At 61.5% G+C, this 16,683-nt stretch carries 13 protein-coding genes; 9 read left to right on the top strand and 4 right to left on the bottom strand.

Features of this window, described 5'->3' with window-relative positions:
- Nucleotides 1-11 precede the first annotated feature (11 nt).
- From lon to FX984_RS07345, 4 genes are all read left to right on the top strand, one after another.
- Nucleotides 12-2,408, top strand: coding sequence for an endopeptidase La (gene lon / locus FX984_RS07360; protein WP_027606243.1), 2,397 nt, complete (start codon nucleotides 12-14; stop codon nucleotides 2,406-2,408).
- 149 nt (nucleotides 2,409-2,557) lie between these two features.
- Nucleotides 2,558-2,830 (top strand): HU family DNA-binding protein, encoded by a 273-nt coding sequence (locus FX984_RS07355; RefSeq protein WP_003174819.1) that lies wholly within the window; start codon nucleotides 2,558-2,560, stop codon nucleotides 2,828-2,830.
- Nucleotides 2,831-3,060: 230 nt separating this feature from the next.
- Nucleotides 3,061-4,935 carry a SurA N-terminal domain-containing protein gene (locus FX984_RS07350; RefSeq protein WP_027606244.1) on the top strand — a complete coding sequence of 625 codons (1,875 nt, stop codon included), beginning with the start codon at nucleotides 3,061-3,063 and terminating at the stop codon, nucleotides 4,933-4,935.
- Nucleotides 4,936-5,034: 99 nt separating this feature from the next.
- A complete protein-coding gene (locus tag FX984_RS07345) occupies nucleotides 5,035-5,559 on the top strand; it encodes a GNAT family N-acetyltransferase (RefSeq protein WP_108574214.1) in 525 nt (174 codons plus the stop codon).
- On the opposite strand, the gene FX984_RS07340 is transcribed toward FX984_RS07345, so the two are convergent.
- On the bottom strand, nucleotides 5,506-6,711 hold the full coding sequence (locus FX984_RS07340) for an MFS transporter (RefSeq protein ID WP_108574215.1): 1,206 nt from the start codon (nucleotides 6,709-6,711) through the stop codon (nucleotides 5,506-5,508). The two genes, FX984_RS07345 and FX984_RS07340, sit on opposite strands and share 54 nt — an antisense overlap.
- Before the next feature lie 118 nt (nucleotides 6,712-6,829).
- Between FX984_RS07340 and FX984_RS07335 the strand changes: the two genes are divergently transcribed.
- The gene (locus FX984_RS07335; protein ID WP_146477089.1) at nucleotides 6,830-7,726 is read left to right on the top strand and encodes a LysR family transcriptional regulator; all 897 of its coding nucleotides are present in this window, start codon (nucleotides 6,830-6,832) and stop codon (nucleotides 7,724-7,726) included.
- Nucleotides 7,727-7,815: 89 nt separating this feature from the next.
- On the top strand, nucleotides 7,816-8,598 hold the full coding sequence (locus FX984_RS07330; RefSeq protein ID WP_027606248.1) for a DUF2242 domain-containing protein: 783 nt from the start codon (nucleotides 7,816-7,818) through the stop codon (nucleotides 8,596-8,598).
- A gap of 1 nt (nucleotide 8,599) precedes the next feature.
- Here FX984_RS07330 and aceE read toward each other — a convergent pair whose 3' ends face one another.
- Complete coding sequence (aceE, locus tag FX984_RS07325) at nucleotides 8,600-11,260, bottom strand: pyruvate dehydrogenase (acetyl-transferring), homodimeric type (RefSeq protein ID WP_108574216.1); 2,661 nt, start codon at nucleotides 11,258-11,260, stop codon at nucleotides 8,600-8,602.
- A 145-nt stretch (nucleotides 11,261-11,405) separates the two neighbouring features.
- On the opposite strand from aceE, the gene FX984_RS07320 reads away from it, so the two are divergent.
- Nucleotides 11,406-11,882, top strand: a complete 477-nt coding sequence (locus FX984_RS07320) for a MarR family winged helix-turn-helix transcriptional regulator (RefSeq protein WP_027606249.1) — start codon at nucleotides 11,406-11,408, stop codon at nucleotides 11,880-11,882.
- Nucleotides 11,883-11,958: 76 nt separating this feature from the next.
- Nucleotides 11,959-12,216, top strand: a complete 258-nt coding sequence (locus tag FX984_RS07315; protein ID WP_146477091.1) for a hypothetical protein — start codon at nucleotides 11,959-11,961, stop codon at nucleotides 12,214-12,216.
- Nucleotides 12,217-12,224: 8 nt separating this feature from the next.
- On the opposite strand, the gene FX984_RS07310 is transcribed toward FX984_RS07315, so the two are convergent.
- Nucleotides 12,225-13,259 (bottom strand): AraC family transcriptional regulator, encoded by a 1,035-nt coding sequence (locus tag FX984_RS07310; RefSeq protein WP_027606250.1) that lies wholly within the window; start codon nucleotides 13,257-13,259, stop codon nucleotides 12,225-12,227.
- Between the two features lie 4 nt (nucleotides 13,260-13,263).
- Nucleotides 13,264-14,394, bottom strand: a complete 1,131-nt coding sequence (locus FX984_RS07305; protein WP_027606251.1) for a carbon-nitrogen hydrolase family protein — start codon at nucleotides 14,392-14,394, stop codon at nucleotides 13,264-13,266.
- 211 nt (nucleotides 14,395-14,605) lie between these two features.
- Here FX984_RS07305 and FX984_RS07300 point away from each other — a divergent pair, with 211 nt between their 5' ends.
- Entirely contained in the window at nucleotides 14,606-16,645 is a 2,040-nt protein-coding gene (locus tag FX984_RS07300; RefSeq protein ID WP_027606252.1) for an NADPH-dependent 2,4-dienoyl-CoA reductase, read from the top strand.
- Nucleotides 16,646-16,683 lie beyond the last annotated feature (38 nt).

Genomic DNA, 16,683 nt, shown 5'->3' with positions numbered 1-16,683 from the left:
GAGGCGAAATCATGAAGACAACCATCGAATTGCCTCTCCTGCCGTTGCGTGATGTCGTCGTCTATCCGCACATGGTTATCCCGCTGTTCGTGGGGCGCGAGAAGTCTATCGAAGCCCTCGAGGCCGCGATGACGGGCGACAAGCAAATCCTGCTGTTGGCCCAGAAAAACCCTGCCGATGATGATCCAGGCGAAGATGCCCTGTATCGCGTCGGCACCATTGCCACTGTCCTGCAACTGCTCAAGCTGCCCGATGGCACCGTCAAGGTGCTGGTGGAAGGCGAGCAGCGCGGTGCGGTAGAGCGTTTCATGGAGGTGGACGGCCACCTGCGCGCCGAAGTGGTGCTGATCGACGAAGTCGAGGCCCCTGAGCGCGAGTCCGAAGTGTTTGTGCGCAGCCTGCTCTCGCAGTTCGAGCAGTACGTGCAGTTGGGCAAGAAAGTCCCGGCTGAAGTCCTGTCTTCCCTCAATAGCATCGATGAGCCAAGCCGCCTGGTCGACACCATGGCCGCGCACATGGCGCTGAAGATCGAGCAGAAGCAGGACATCCTCGAAATCATTGACCTGTCGGCCCGTGTCGAACACGTGCTGGCGTTGCTGGATGCCGAGATCGACCTGCTCCAGGTCGAGAAGCGCATCCGGGGTCGTGTCAAAAAACAAATGGAGCGCAGCCAGCGCGAGTACTACCTGAATGAGCAGATGAAGGCCATTCAGAAGGAGCTCGGCGACAGCGAGGAAGGCCACAACGAAATCGAAGAGCTGAAAAAGCGCATCGATGCTGCCGGCCTGCCTAAAGACGCCCTGACCAAAGCCACCGCCGAGTTGAACAAGCTCAAGCAGATGTCGCCGATGTCGGCCGAAGCCACCGTGGTGCGCTCGTACATCGACTGGCTGGTGCAGGTGCCGTGGAAGGCTCAGACCAAGGTACGCCTGGACCTGGCCCGTGCCGAAGATATCCTTGATGCCGACCACTATGGCCTTGAAGAGGTCAAAGAACGCATCCTCGAATACCTCGCCGTGCAGAAGCGCGTGAAGAAGATTCGTGGCCCGGTGCTGTGCCTGGTTGGCCCGCCTGGGGTAGGTAAAACCTCCCTGGCCGAGTCCATCGCCAATGCCACCAACCGTAAATTCGTACGTATGGCCCTCGGTGGCGTGCGCGATGAGGCGGAAATTCGTGGTCATCGCCGGACTTACATCGGTTCGATGCCAGGAAGATTGATTCAAAAAATGACAAAGGTGGGTGTGCGCAACCCGCTGTTCCTGCTCGATGAAATCGACAAAATGGGCAGCGACATGCGCGGCGATCCGGCATCGGCCTTGCTGGAAGTGCTCGACCCTGAGCAGAACCACAATTTCAACGACCATTACCTGGAGGTCGACTACGACCTGTCCGACGTAATGTTCCTGTGCACCTCCAACTCCATGAATATTCCGCCGGCATTGCTGGACCGGATGGAGGTGATTCGTCTGCCGGGTTACACCGAAGACGAGAAGATCAATATCGCCGTCAAATACCTCGCGCCCAAGCAGATTTCAGCCAATGGCCTGAAGAAGGGCGAGATCGAATTCGACGTCGAGTCGATCCGCGACATCGTGCGCTACTACACTCGCGAGGCCGGTGTACGGGGACTTGAGCGCCAGATCGCGAAGATTTGCCGCAAGGCGGTCAAGGAGCACGCGCTGGAAAAACGCTTCTCGGTGAAGGTTACGGCCGACGCTCTTGAGCACTTCCTGGGTGTGCGTAAATTCCGTTACGGCCTGGCGGAACAGCAGGATCAGGTAGGGCAGGTGACTGGCCTGGCGTGGACCCAGGTGGGCGGCGAATTGCTGACCATCGAAGCTGCGGTGATCCCCGGCAAGGGCCAGTTGATCAAGACCGGCTCCCTCGGTGACGTGATGGTCGAATCCATTACCGCCGCGCAGACCGTGGTGCGCAGCCGCGCCAGGAGCCTGGGGATCCCCCTGGACTTCCACGAGAAGCACGACACCCACATCCACATGCCGGAAGGGGCTACACCGAAGGATGGCCCGAGCGCTGGCGTAGGCATGTGCACGGCCCTGGTTTCGGCATTGACCGGCATACCGGTGCGCGCCGATGTCGCGATGACCGGGGAAATCACCCTGCGTGGCCAGGTATTGGCCATTGGTGGCCTGAAAGAGAAATTGCTGGCTGCACACCGCGGGGGCATCAAGACTGTGATCATTCCTGAAGAGAATGTTCGCGACTTGAAGGAAATTCCTGACAATATCAAGCAGGATCTTCAGATTAAACCGGTTAAATGGATTGACGAGGTCCTGCAAATTGCGCTGCAATACGCGCCGGAGCCCTTGCCGGATGTGGTTCCGGAGATAGTTGCAAAGGACGAAAAACGAGAGTCTGATTCCAAGGAAAGAATTAGCACGCATTAATGTGAATAAGCCTGGGGGCTTCCTTGACAGCTTTTTAGAGCCCTTGTTATAAAGCGGCTCTTAAGTGTCTGTAGGCCATTCAGCACTGGTTTTTGCTGTTTACCAAAAAACTTAGAATCATACTCAATAGATATATAAGGGGACTTAGAGTGAACAAGTCGGAACTGATTGATGCTATCGCTGCATCCGCTGATATCCCGAAAGCTGCTGCCGGCCGTGCGCTGGATGCAGTAATCGAATCCGTCACTGGCGCTCTGAAGGCCGGCGACTCCGTGGTACTGGTAGGCTTCGGTACTTTCTCTGTGACTGACCGCCCAGCTCGCACTGGCCGTAACCCACAGACTGGCAAAGCACTGCAAATCGCTGCTGCCAAGAAACCAGGTTTCAAAGCCGGTAAAGCCCTGAAAGAAGCGGTTAACTAAGCTTCGATCAAGCCTTTGCTACCCGGGTCGGACGCAGGTCTGGCCTGGCAGCGGAGCGAAAGCTGACCCAAGTATCCATCGGGTCGCCAAGCCGGGGGTGTAGATTCAACCCCCCGTCCGCTCCGCCAGTTACGAGAAGGCGCATCCTCGGATGCGCCTTTCTTCTATCCGGACTCTACCCACGCTCCACGGTTGCCAATTTTTGAAGTTCAACCGTTTCTGGGGGACGCATGCTGCAAAATATCAGGGACAATTCACAAGGCTGGATTGCCAAGACCATTATCGGGATCATCGTCGCATTGATGGCGTTCACCGGTATCGAGGCCATTTTCCAGGCTTCGACCAACACCAAGCAGGACGTGGCCAAGGTCAACGGTGAAGAAATCACCCAGACTGAACTGAGCCAGGCCGTCGACATGCAACGTCGCCAGCTGATGCAACAGCTGGGCAAGGATTTCGATGCTTCACTGCTGGACGAAAAACTGCTGCGCGAAGCGGCCCTCAAGGGCCTGATCGATCGCAAGCTGCTGCTGCAAGGCGCCGCCGACTCCAAGTTTGGCTTCTCCGAAGCTGCACTGGACCAGGTGATCCTGCAGACCCCGGAATTCCAGGTGGACGGCAAGTTCAACGCCGAACGCTTTGACCAGGTTATCCGTCAGCTGGGCTACAGCCGTCTGCAGTTCCGTCAGATGCTGACCCAGGAAATGCTGATCGGCCAGGTTCGCGCAGGCATCGCCGGCAGCGGTTTCGTGACCGACGCCGAAGTGCTGGCATTCGCCCGTCTGGAAAAACAGACCCGTGATTTCGCTACCGTCAATATCAAGGCCAACCCTGCGGCGGTGAAACTCACCGACGACGAGGTCAAGGCTTACTATGACCAGCACGCCAAGGAGTTCATGACCCCGGACCAGGTGGTCATCGACTACCTGGAACTGAAGAAGTCTTCCTTCTTCGATCAGGTCAGCGTCAAGGACGATGAACTGCAGGCTGCCTATCAGAAAGAAACCGCCAACCTTGCTGAACAGCGTCGTGCCGCGCACATCCTGATTGAAGTCAACGACAAGGTCACCGACGCGCAAGCCAAGGCCAAGATCGAAGAAATCCAGGCGCGCCTGGCCAAGGGTGAGAAGTTCGAGGCCCTGGCCAAGGAGTTCTCCCAGGATCCAGGTTCGGCCAACAATGGCGGCGATCTGGGCTTTGCCGGCCCTGGCGTCTACGACCCGGACTTTGAAGCAGCCTTGTACGCCTTGAACAAGGACCAGGTATCTGCACCGGTGCGCAGCACCTTCGGTTGGCACTTGATCAAGCTGTTGGGCGTTGAAGCACCGCAAGTGCCGACGTTCGCCAGCCTGAAAGACAAGCTGACCCGCGAGCTCAAGACCCAACAGGTCGAGCAGCGTTTTGTCGAAGCAACCAAGCAATTGGAAGATGCGGCATTCGAAGCCTCCGACCTGGCCCAACCAGCATCGGACCTGAAGCTGACCGTACACACCTCCGCGCCGTTTGGCCGTGAAGGTGGTGACGGTGTTGCGGCCAACCGCGCCGTGGTCACCGCTGCGTTCAGCCCGGAAGTGCTGGATGAGGGTGCCAACAGCAGCGCCATCGAGCTGGACCCGGAAACCATCATCGTGCTGCGTGCCAAAGAGCACCGCAAACCGGCGCAACTGCCGCTGGAAAGCGTTGCTGCGGCGATTCGCACACAGATGGCCAAGGAGCGCGCCAGCGCGGCTGCCAAGACTCACGCTGACGAGCTGATCGCCAGCCTGCGTGATGGCAAGACCCCGCTGAACCAGCCGGTCGACGGCCAGGCCTGGAAAGTCACTGAAGCGGCTACCCGTAGCCAGGAAGCGATTGACCCGGCCGTGCTGCAAGCCCTGTTCCGCATGCCCAAGCCTGCGGCCAAGGACAAGCCGACCTTCACCACCGTGACCCTGGCTGATGGCAGCCTGGTGATCGTGCGCTTGAACGGCGTCAACGAAGCGGCTGCCCCAACGGACGAAGAAAAGGCGCAATACCGCCGCTTCCTCGCTTCCCGTGTCGGCCAGCAGGACTTCGCGGCGTACCGCAAGCAGTTGGAAACCAAGGCTGATATCAAGAAGTACTGATGTCGCTTTGAACAAGAAGCCCCCGGCCTGAAAAGACCGGGGGCTTTTTTATGTGCGCTAGACTGGGTACTCGGTATCGTCGACCCAGGAGTTCCAAGCGTGTTGATTCAAGGAATGGATGGCTTGCTGATCCGCCGCGCCAGCGTGGCGGATGTTCCTGCCGTGCTGCAGGTGTTCGACGAGGTGATCGCCTGGTTCGTTGGCAGGGGCAATACCCATCAGTGGGGCACCGATCCCTGGTCGGCGTCGCCCCGGCGGGTCGCGCAAGTGGCTGAAGCCTGCGCGTTGCCCGGGGCCTGGGTTGTCGAGGACCCCGAGGGGCATCTCCGAGGAGCGCTGGTGTTGGGCGATCCCATGCCATATGTACCGTCGGCGACTGAGCCCGAGGTGTATGTGCGCCTGTTGATTGCCGCGCGTGACCCGAGTGTTCGCGGCCTTGGCCGGCGCATGATGGCCTTTGCCGATGACCAGGCCCGCGCAGCAGGAGTCACGGGCTTGCGTGTGGACTGCTACGGCGGCGGGACAGGGGATCTGGTGCGTTTTTATGAGTCCTGTGGTTACCAGCGCATTTCAACGTTCGACTTGGCGGGGTGGCCGGGCCAACTGCTGGGGCGCCGTCTGTGATGCACCGGCCCAGGCCAGCAGCATCAGAAGCACAACCGCCCAAGGAAAGGCCGTGGCGCCCCAACCTTGAAGCAATACACCACCCGCCAGGCCGCCACCGGCTATCCCCAGGTTCCACACGGTCACCAGCATGGATTGTGCGGCATCCGCCGACTTGCCCGCCGATTGGGCCAGTGCGGTTTGCAGCAATGCCGGCAAACCGCCGAACGCCAGGCCCCATAACGCCACGGCGATATAGATGACTGCCGGCACATTGATCCACAACGCCAGCGCCAGGGCGATCAGGCCAAACAGCGCACAGCTGGTCAGCAGCAAAGCGCGCAGCCACCGGTCAATCAATACACCTGCTAGCCAGATGCTCAGCACCGCCGAGAGGCCGAACACCAGCAGCACTCGGTCAACGTCTGCCTCAACCCCGGCGGGCACCAGCAACGGGGCGATGTAGGTGTACAGAATGTTATGGGCCAGCACGTAGGTAAACGTCACCCATAGCACCGGACGAACGCCCGGCAGGTTCAGCACCTCGCGCAGCCCCAGGCGTTTATCCGCCCGTTCGCCGGCAAAGTCCGGCAGTTGCCAGCGTGCCCAGGCGAGCAGTACCAGGGTCAGCCCGGTCATGATCGCAAAGCTCAAGCGCCAGCCAACGGCGGTGCCGAGGAAGGTACCCGCGGGTACACCCAGCGACAGTGCCAGCGGTGCACCCAGCATCGCCACGGCAATGGCGCGACCTTGCAGGTGTGGCGCCACCATTCGGCTCGCATACCCCGCCAGCAGCGCCCACAGCAACCCGGCGAAGACCCCGGCAAAAAAGCGTGCCACCAGGGTCAGCCCGTAATGGCTGGACAGCGCGGTTACGCTGTTGACCAAGGCAAACCCGCCAATGGCCAGCAGCAGCAAGGGCCGCCTGCGCCAGCCGCGGGTCAGCAGCGTCAGCGGGATGGCTGCCAGCAGGGAGCCAAGGGCGTAGAGGGTAACCAATTGGCCGACCAGGGCGGGTGACACGCCCAGGCCTTCGCCCATCTGCGGCAGAAGCCCGGCGGGCATGGCTTCGGTGAGGATGGTGATAAAGCCGGCGCTGGCCAGGGCCAGTAAACCGCCCAGGGGTAAGGAATCCCGCTGGGCTGATGCGGTGAGTGAAGGGCTGCTGCTCATGACGTTTTATCCAGGTAAAAGGGCAAGCAGGCAGAGTAGGGGGCTGTGACTGGCGGAAAAACAGGCTAAGGTTCCGAACTTATCGGACGCCGGTGTCCGTAATTGCTGGAGGCAGATCATGGACAGCTTGGGCAGCCTGTCGGTATTTGTGCAGGTGGCGCAGACGCTCAGCTTCACCGCCGCCGGCCGCGTGCTGGGGGTGTCGTCGTCGGCCGTGGGCAAAAGCATTGCGCGTATGGAAGAGCGCCTGGGCGTGCGGCTGTTTCACCGCAGCACGCGCAGTATCACCTTGACCAGTGAAGGTGCGCTGTTCCTTGAGCGCTCGCGGCGGATTCTCGCTGAGGTGGAAGCGGCCGAGCAGGAACTGACGGACGCCGCTGCAACGCCACGGGGCAAGTTGCGCATCAGTGTGCCGCAGGTGCGCGGCTTGTTGATGCCGGTGCTCAGTGACTTTATGCGCGCCTACCCGGAGATCGAGCTGGACGTGGATTTTTCCGACCGCATGGTGGACGTGATCGAGGAAGGTTTCGATGCAGTGATTCGCACCGGCAAGCCGGAAGATTCGCGTTTGATGGCCCGCCACCTGGGCCACTACCAGTTGGTACTCGTCGCCACACCGGGCTACTTCGCCCAACACGGCACGCCGCAGCAACCGCAGGACCTCAATGGCCACGCCTGCCTGCGCCACAAGTTCTGCGCCACGGGCAAGCTTGAGCCCTGGCCGTTGCGCCTTGCCCCGGGGGCTGCGGAACCGCTGTTGCGTACGCCGTTGGTCAGTACCACCATCGAGTCTCTCAAGCATGTGGTGCTCGAGGGCTTGGGCATTGCCTGCCTGCCGGACTACATGGTCAACCAGGCCGTGGACGAGGGGCGCTTGCAACGGGTGCTGGATGACTACCTGGAGCATCGGGGCAGTTTCTGGATGTTGTGGCCCGGTCGCCATACATCGGCCAAGCTCCGCGTATTTATTGACCATATGTGCGCCGGGCTTTTCCCGGCAGGCCCCGGTGCGTAACCCTGTGACGTTTTACCGACAGGAATGCGCGCGCCAAGGCCTCGTTCTGTTGCACAATACCGCCCAGACCGTTTTCCTCAGGATTATCAATGTCGACATCATTCCACTTGCGTAGCCTCGGGCTGGCGCTGGTGCTGGCGGGCGCCGCGGGCTGCTCGTCACCCAAGACCGCTATTTATGAACATGAGAACTTCGACGACTCCGGTACATTTTCCCGGGATTATCCGGTTACCGATGTAGCGGCGTGCGAGGCCGCGCGGCGCGCCTTGCTGAGCCAGGGCTACATCATCACCAGCAGCGATCCGAAACTGGTCGTGGGTAACAAGAGCTTCCAGCAGACCGGCGAAACGCACCTGCAGATCAGCTTCAACGTGGTGTGCGCCGATGATGGCAAAGGCAAGAACCACTCGACGATGTTCGCCAATGCCCTGCAGGATCGCTATGCGCTGAAGAAGGTCAACAACTCCGCAAGCCTGGGTGTGGGCGTGCTGGGGTCGGTGTCGATGCCGATCGGCTCTACCGATGACTCGATGGTGAAGGTGGCCAGTGAGACGGTGTCCGCGCCGAAGTTCTACGACCGTTACTTTGCGTTGGTGGATGTGTTCCTGCCACAGGAAGTGAAGAAGGCCGAGCATATCCCCGAGCAGCCCAAGGCCGATCTGGGTGTGCCGGAGCCGAAGGCCGCACCGGCTGCAGAGAAAGTCGAGGCGCCGAAGGAAGAGCCTGCCGCACCGGCTGCCTCGGAGCCGGTTGTGCCCGCGCCTGAGGCTGCACCGATTGCGCCGCAGGCCGAACCCGCACCCGCTGCCACCACGCCGGACCTGCCGCCGCCGACAGAAGCGATTCCGCCGCTGCCGACGCCTGCGCAGTAAATCAAACCGCTACGGGGTCAGCCTTGTCGACGTTGATCCCGTAGCGCTTGATCGCTTCACTGACCTTGTCGCGACCGATCACGCCGTCATCCGCCAGTGCCTTCAGGGCAGCCAGGGCGATGAAGTGGCGATCCACCTCAAAGAACGCGCGCAAGGCTTCCCGGGTGTCTGATTGCCCGAAGCCATCAGTGCCCAGTGCGACAAAGCGTCGGCCCGGCACGAACGGACGGATCTGATCGGCGAACAGTTTCACGTAATCCGTCGCCACCACCACCGGTCCCGTTTGCCCGGCCAGGCATCGCTCGACGTAGCTCGCGCGCGGCTCACGCTCGGGGTGCAACAGGTTCCAGCGCTCCACCGCGTGTCCGTCACGGCGCAACTCGGTCAGGCTCGTCACGCTCCAAACGTCGCATTGCACGGCAAAGTCGTTGGCGAGCAGGTCGGCGGCTGCGATCACTTCGCGCAGGATCGACCCGCTGCCCATCAGTTGCACCTTGGCGTGCTGGCTGCCGCTCAGGCGGTACATGCCTTTAACAATGCCATCCTCCACACCTTCGGGCATCGCCGGGTGCGGGTAGTTTTCGTTGAGCAGGGTGATGTAGTAGTAAATATCCTCCTGTTCGACATACATACGCCGCATGCCCTCGCGAATAATCACCGCCAGTTCGTAGGCAAAGGTCGGGTCATAGGACACGCAGCACGGAATCACCGACGACAGGATATGGCTATGGCCATCGTCATGCTGCAGGCCTTCGCCCATCAGCGTGGTGCGCCCGGCCGTGGCACCCAGCAGGAAACCACGCGCCCGTGCATCGCCCGCCGCCCAGGCCAGGTCGCCGACGCGCTGGAAGCCGAACATCGAATAGAAGATATAGAACGGCACGGTCATCAGGCCGTGGTTGCTGTAGGACGTACTTGCTGCGATCCACGAGGAAATGGCGCCGGACTCATTCAGGCCTTCCTGCATGATCTGTCCGTCCTTGCTCTCCTTGTAATAGCTCAGTTGCCCGGAGTCCTGTGGGGTATAGAGCTGGCCGACGGCGGAGTGGATGCCGATCTGTCGGAACAGGCTTTCCATGCCGAAGGTGCGTGATTCGTCCGGCACGATGGGCACGATCAGCTTGCCCAGGTGCGGGTCTTTCAGCAGCGTACCGAGGATGCGCACGAAGGCCATGGTGGTTGATATCGCGCGCTCGCCGGTGTCCTTGAGCTGAGTGGCGAAGGCGCTCAGTTCGGGGATCTGCAACGGTTCGACCGCCGTGTGGCGCGCGGGCACATAGCCGCCCAGGGCCTGGCGACGCGCGGCGAAGTAACGGGCTTCTTCGCTGTCGGCGGTGGGCTTGAGGTACGGAATTTCAGCGAGTTGCTCATCGGGCACTTCCAGGCCGAAGCGGTCGCGGAAGGCTTTGACGGCATCGGCGCCCATCTTTTTCAGTTGGTGATTGATGTTCTGGCCTTCGCCGGCTTCGCCCATGCCAAAGCCCTTGACGGTTTTTGCCAGGATCACCGTCGGTTGGCCGCTGTGGCGCACGGCGGCGGTATAGGCGTTGTAGACCTTGTCCGGGTCATGGCCGCCCCGTGAGAGTTTCCAGATATCGTCGTCGGACAGGTCTGCAACCAGTGCCAGCAACTCCGGGTATTTGCCGAAGAAATGTTCGCGCACGTAGGCGCCGTTCTGGGATTTGTAGTTCTGGTAGTCACCGTCCACGCACTCCATCATGCGTTGGCGCAGCAGGCCGCTGGTGTCTTTTTCCAGCAGTGCATCCCAGCCACCGCCCCAGATCACTTTGATCACATTCCACCCGGCGGCGCGGTACAGGCTTTCGAACTCCTGGATCACCTTGGCATTGCCGCGTACCGGGCCGTCCAGGCGTTGCAGGTTGCAGTTGACCACGAAGATCAGGTTGTCGAGTTTCTCGCGTCCGGCCAGGGAAATGGCGGCCAGGGATTCCGGTTGGTCCATTTCGCCATCACCGAGGAATGCCCAGACCTTGCGGCCCTGGTGTTGCTTGAGGTCACGAAACTCCAGGTAGCGCATAAAGCGCGCCTGGTAGGCCGCCGTGATCGGCCCGAGGCCCATGGACACGGTGGGGAATTGCCAGAAGTCCGGCATCAGCCGTGGGTGGGGGTAGGACGAAATGCCCTCGCCACCGGCTTCGCGGCGGAAGTTATCCAGGTGTGCTTCGCTGATGCGGCCTTCGAGGTAGGCACGGCCGTAGATGCCAGGGGAGGAGTGGCCCTGGATGTACACCAGGTCGCCGTCGAAGTTGTCGGTGCGGCCACGGAAGAAGTGGTCGAAACCTACGTCGTACAGCACAGCGGCTGACGCATAAGTGGCGATATGCCCACCCACACCGGAGTGTTTACCTGCACGCAATACCATGGCCATGGCGTTCCAGCGGATAAACGCGTTGATACGGCGTTCGATGACCAGGTTGCCGGGGTAGGGCAACTGGCGTTCCACCGGGATGGTGTTGACGTAAGGCGTGGTCACCCGCCCGTAGAAGTCACCATGCCGCGCCACGTCGAAATCCAGCAACTGATCGATCAGGTAATGGGCGCGCGGGCGGCCTTCGGTGGACAGCACCGATTCGATGGACTCCAGCCACTCGCGGGTTTCCTGTGGATCGACGTCGCGTCTGACTTCGTTATTCGGGGTCATGTGAGGCTCCAGGGTCGGCGGATTTCAAGTGACGGGCTCCTTGTGGGAGTGTCGTCAAAGTTGTTGCAATTGCAACTACAAGGCCGAATCTAGCGCGGGATGAGCTACTATTGCAACCTTCTTGAAATCCGCCGGATGGTGTTGCATGTCGTCGAAAGAGCCCGATGTATGGTTCCGTTTTGTCAGGGCCCACAGAACCGTCATCCGTGAAATCGAGCGCCGCCTGGCGGCCGCCGACTTGCCGCCTTACGCCTGGTACGACGCACTGTGGGGCCTTGAAAGCGGCCCCGAAGGCACCCGCCGCATGCACGAATTGGCCGATGTGCTGGCCATCGAGCGCTATAACCTCACGCGCCTGGTAGATCGCCTGGAAAAGGACGGCCTGGTGCTGCGTTCACGCTCCGACGGCGATGGCCGCGCGGCCTTTGCATCTATCACCGATGCCGGCCGGGCGTTGCGTAAAAAAATGTGGAAGATCTACGAAAGTACGGTGGACGAGTTGTTCCTGTCGCAGATCGAACCGCAGCAGCGCCAGGCGTTTGCCGAGGCGTTGGAGCGTACCGCCGGGATGGCGGTGGAGGCGGGTGTTCAAACCCGTGGTCGACGCAAGTCTGAAACTTGATGCAGACCCCATGTGGGAGGGGGCAAGCCCCCTCCCACATTGGAATGCATTCCCGTCCATTTCCGTGCATCCCTGATTGCAATCGCGCCTCAAAACCCCGGTGCTAAATTCGTACAACGCTGCTACGTTTAATCCTGGAGTGCAGGAACGTCATGACGTCGACATTTTTTCGTCACCACGGCACTTTAGGCTGGCTGTGCAGGTCATTTATCTGCAGCCGCTTTTAATTCAAAACAAGGAGCCCACCATGGACGAATACCAGGAAGAACTGCTGGAGTACCAGGCCTTTGAACTGGATCCTCTGGATCCGGCCGATGACGCCACCGAGCTGTAAGACCGACTTCAGGCGGAATGCCGCTGACTGCGGCGAAATTCCCCTGGGGTCTGGTTGTTCCATCGCCTGAACGCCCGTTGAAACGCCTGGGCCGAGGCAAAACCGAGCAAGTAGGCGATTTCGCCGAATGCCAGTTCCGTATCGCGAATGTAGGTCATGGCCAGGTCGCGGCGGGTATCGTTGAGAATCGCGCGAAACTGTGTGCCTTCTTCGGCCAGTTTGCGGCGCAGTGTCCAGGTCGGCAGCTTCAAGCGCGCCGCCACTTCTTCCAGGTCGGGTTCCCGGCCGCCATTGAGCATCGGCCCGAGCAAGCGGGTAATGCGCTCGCGCAGGCTGCGGGTGCGGGTCAACTGCTCCAGTTCCCGTTCACACAGTTGCAGCAACAGGTGCCAGGTACTCGGACAATGCTGCGGGTTGCGCAGGGCCAGGGTTTGCTGGCTCAGGCGCAGTTGATTGGCGTCGGCGCCGAACTGGATCGGGCCATCGCCCAGCAGCGCGTACTGTTCGCTGTAGTCCGGCGCTGCAAATTCGATTTCAATCCGTTGCGCCTGTACCGTTTGCTGGGCCAGGCTCGAGAGTTGCTGCAGCCAGCCGGCGATGATCGAGTCCACCACGAAGCGGTTGTAGGCGTTATAGGGGCTGATGGAATAGAACCGCAGCCAGGCGCCTTCGGCGTCCTCGTGGAAACTCGATTGCCCGCGATAGTTGGAGCCGTACAGCGCCTCGAAGCGGGTCAGGGTGCGCGCTGCCTCGCGCACATTGGGCGCCTGGGCGGCGGTGACCCCGGCCAACCCGGCCTGGCTCAGGCGGCTGAGCTGGCCCATGCGCAGGCCCAGGCCGGGGTCGCCGGTGAGTTGGATGGCCCCATGGCCCAGGCGCATATAACGCGGGATCGACAAGCGTGCACCCGCTTCGGCGAGGCGCGCGGGGTCGAGGCCGTATTGCAGCAGCAGCGGTTGCGGGTCGAGGCCGTGGCTGTGGATCGCGTCGGCCAGGGTGTGCACGAAGCCCACCGACAAATCACCCAGGCGCACCGGCTTCACGGGGCTACAGCCAGATATTCAGCAGGCGCGCGCCACGGGCGTCGCCGTCGGCGCTGATCTGCCCGTTGCTGCTGAGAAAACTGTGCCCGGCCGTGCCCAGATCCCAGAACTGCCCACGCAGGAATACGCTCATGCCCGCGGTTGCCTGGCTGACGGGTTGCTGGCTGATCAGCGTCAGGCGCCGCCAGGCCTCACCTTCGCTGAGTTCTTCAGGCTTGAGGCTGATTTCCGGTGGCGTGGACACGCTCTTGAAGCCGCGCCATGGTCGATCCCAGGTATCGCGACCCAGCACAAAGGCCGGTACCGCAATCAGTTGCGCACCTTGCTCGTTGAGCTTGCGATAGTTGTCCGGGTACCAGCTGTCACTGCCGACCAACACGCCGAGGCGCCCGGCCGGGGTGTCGACCACGCTGACGATGTTTTCGTCACCGGGTTCGATAAAACCGCGTTCATCGTAGATCGGATAAAGCTGGCGCTGGGGATCGCCGAGGGGCAAGCCGTCCGCCGCGAACACCACGCTGGCGTTGTACAAGGCGCCATGGCCGACCTGCAGTTGGCCCTGGCTGACGCTGGGGTTGGGCAGGGCGATGGAGCCGGCCACCAGCGTGACGCCAAACTCCTTGGCCAGGCCGCCGAACAGCACCTGGTAGTCCCGCGCCATGCCGGAGGCTTTCATACGCAGGTAGGCGTCATCGGTGCGGTTATCGCCGGTTGCGCTGATCCAGGCACGGGCAAACAGCAGCGGGTTGCTGACCGATAGCCAGTTCATCGCATCCTTCACGTGCAGCGCCTGGTACACCTCATTTTTTTCACCGGTCAACATCAGCCAGGTACCGATATGTTCAGGCAGCACTACGATGGTTTTTTCGTTGATCAACCCCTGGTCCCGGGCCTTTTGCAGATAGGCCGCGAGCTTCAGGTGCAGGCGTTCCAGGCTCTGGTAATCGGCGGGAAACAGCTCCGGCTGGATGCCCAGCAAGTTGCCGCGATCGGCGGGCAGGCCTTCGTTGACGGCGAGGGTGATGCGCAGGTCCGACAGGTAATGCGCCACAGGGCGCTCCTGGGTCCAGACCAGATACGCGGCGACGGCGGCAACCAGGGCCATGGAGACGGTAAAAGCGAGAAGTTTACGCATGGGGCAACAGACAACAGACCGGGTGCAGGGTTCGCGACTAGGGTAGGGCCCCTGCAACGGCTTGCCAAGGGGCGCTGTGCATTTGGATCAATAACTTGTCAGTTTCAGTCATTGAGCCGTCGTCCACCGCCTCTTAGTCTGTGGGACATAAACCGATGAGGTGCCATTCGAGCCCCTCACGTCCCGTGATGATCCGTTGTGGAGCTGTACCATGACCGCTGCTGCCTACCCGCACCTGCTGGCCCCGTTGGACCTGGGTTTTACCACCTTGCGCAACCGCACCCTGATGGGCTCGATGCACACGGGCCTGGAAGAAAAGCCCGGTGGTTTCGAACGCATGGCGGCCTACTTTGCCGAGCGCGCCCGTGGCGGCGTGGGCCTGATGGTCACTGGCGGCATTGGCCCGAATGATGAAGGCGGGGTGTATTCCGGCGCGGCCAAGCTCACCACCGAAGAGGAAGCGCAGAAGCACAGGATCGTCACGCAGGCCGTGCATGAGGCGGGCGGCAAGATCTGCATGCAGATCCTCCACGCCGGCCGTTACGCCTACAGCCCAAAACAGGTGGCGCCGAGTGCGATCCAGGCGCCGATCAACCCGTTCAAGCCCAAGGAGCTGGACGAGGAAGGCATCGAGAAGCAGATCCAGGATTTCGTCACCTGCTCGCTGCTGGCCCAGGTCGCCGAGTACGACGGCGTGGAAATCATGGGTTCCGAAGGTTACTTCATCAACCAGTTCCTCGCCGCCCACACCAACCACCGCACCGACCGTTGGGGCGGCAGCTACGAAAACCGTATGCGCCTGGCGGTGGAGATCGTGCGCCGGGTGCGCGAAGCCGTTGGCCCGAACTTCATCATTATCTTCCGCCTGTCGATGCTCGACCTGGTGGAAGGCGGCAGCACCTGGGAAGAAATCGTGCAGTTGGCCAAGGCCATCGAGCAGGCCGGCGCGACCATCATCAACACTGGTATCGGCTGGCACGAAGCGCGTATCCCGACCATCGCCACCAAAGTACCCCGTGGCGCGTTCAGCAAAGTCACGGCCAAATTGCGCGGTGCGGTGCAGATCCCGCTGATCACCACCAACCGCATCAACACACCGGAGATTGCCGAGCAGATCCTCGCCGAAGGCGATGCCGACATGGTCTCGATGGCGCGGCCGTTCCTCGCCGACCCCGAGTTCGTCAACAAGGCCGCCGCCGGCCGCGCCGATGAAATCAACACCTGCATCGGCTGCAACCAGGCCTGCCTGGACCACACCTTTGGCGGCAAGTTGACCACCTGCCTGGTCAACCCACGCGCGTGCTACGAGACCGAACTCAACTACCTGCCGGTCAAGCAGATCAAGAAAATCGCCGTGGTCGGCGCCGGCCCCGCAGGCCTGGCTGCCGCGACCGTGGCGGCTGAGCGTGGCCACCAGGTGACCTTGTTCGATTCGGCCAGTGAGATCGGCGGCCAATTCAATATCGCCAAGCGCGTACCGGGCAAGGAAGAGTTTTTCGAGACCCTGCGCTACTTCAATCGCAAGTTGCAGACCACCCACGTCGAGCTGTGTCTCAACACCCGGGTCGACACCGCGCAGCTGGTGGCGGGCGGTTACGACGAGATCATCCTGGCCACGGGCATTGCGCCACGCACGCCGGCGATTGCGGGGATTGAAAACCCCAAGGTGCTGAGCTACCTGGACGTGATCCTCGAGCGCAAGCCGGTGGGCAAGCGCGTCGCGGTGATCGGCGCCGGCGGCATTGGTTTTGACGTGTCGGAATTCCTTGTGCACCAGGGCGTGTCCACCAGCCTCGACCGCGAAGCGTTCTGGAAGGAATGGGGCATCGACACCCAGTTGCAAGCCCGTGGCGGCGTGGCCGGGATCAAGCCTCAGCCCCATGCCCCGGCCCGTGACGTGTTCCTGTTGCAACGCAAGGCTTCCAAGGTCGGCGACGGCCTGGGCAAGACCACCGGCTGGATCCACCGTACCGGCTTGAAGAACAAGCGCGTGCAGATGCTTAACAGCGTCGAGTACCTGAAGATCGACGATGACGGCCTGCATATCCGCATCGGCTCCGAGGGTGAGCCGCAGCTGCTGGCCGTGGACAACATTGTCATCTGCGCCGGGCAAGACCCGCTGCGCGAACTGCAGGACGGCCTGGTCGCCGCAGGGCAGAACGTGCACCTGATCGGCGGCGCCGATGTGGCGGCCGAGCTGGATGCCAAGCGCGCGATCAACCAAGGCTCGCGCCTCGCCGCCGAGCTGTAAGACGACGCAAGGGGTGGTGTTAGACTACCGCCCCTTTT

The sequence above is a fragment of the Pseudomonas marginalis genome (assembly GCF_008692035.1).
In the GTDB taxonomy this organism is placed as follows: domain Bacteria; phylum Pseudomonadota; class Gammaproteobacteria; order Pseudomonadales; family Pseudomonadaceae; genus Aquipseudomonas; species Aquipseudomonas marginalis.
This window is presented reverse-complemented; position numbering and strand designations above follow the sequence as displayed.

Bases quoted from the DNA above. Each gene is read 5' to 3' on its own strand.
- FX984_RS07305 (WP_027606251.1), bottom strand. From the start codon at position 14,394: ATGCGTAAACTTCTCGCTTTTACCGTCTCCATGGCCCTGGTTGCCGCC.
- aceE (WP_108574216.1), bottom strand. From the start codon at position 11,260: ATGACCCCGAATAACGAAGTCAGACGCGACGTCGATCCACAGGAAACC.
- FX984_RS07330 (WP_027606248.1), top strand. From the start codon at position 7,816: ATGTCGACATCATTCCACTTGCGTAGCCTCGGGCTGGCGCTGGTGCTG.
- FX984_RS07340 (WP_108574215.1), bottom strand. From the start codon at position 6,711: ATGAGCAGCAGCCCTTCACTCACCGCATCAGCCCAGCGGGATTCCTTA.
- FX984_RS07320 (WP_027606249.1), top strand. From the start codon at position 11,406: ATGTCGTCGAAAGAGCCCGATGTATGGTTCCGTTTTGTCAGGGCCCAC.
- lon (WP_027606243.1), top strand. From the start codon at position 12: ATGAAGACAACCATCGAATTGCCTCTCCTGCCGTTGCGTGATGTCGTC.
- FX984_RS07350 (WP_027606244.1), top strand. From the start codon at position 3,061: ATGCTGCAAAATATCAGGGACAATTCACAAGGCTGGATTGCCAAGACC.
- FX984_RS07335 (WP_146477089.1), top strand. From the start codon at position 6,830: ATGGACAGCTTGGGCAGCCTGTCGGTATTTGTGCAGGTGGCGCAGACG.
- FX984_RS07300 (WP_027606252.1), top strand. From the start codon at position 14,606: ATGACCGCTGCTGCCTACCCGCACCTGCTGGCCCCGTTGGACCTGGGT.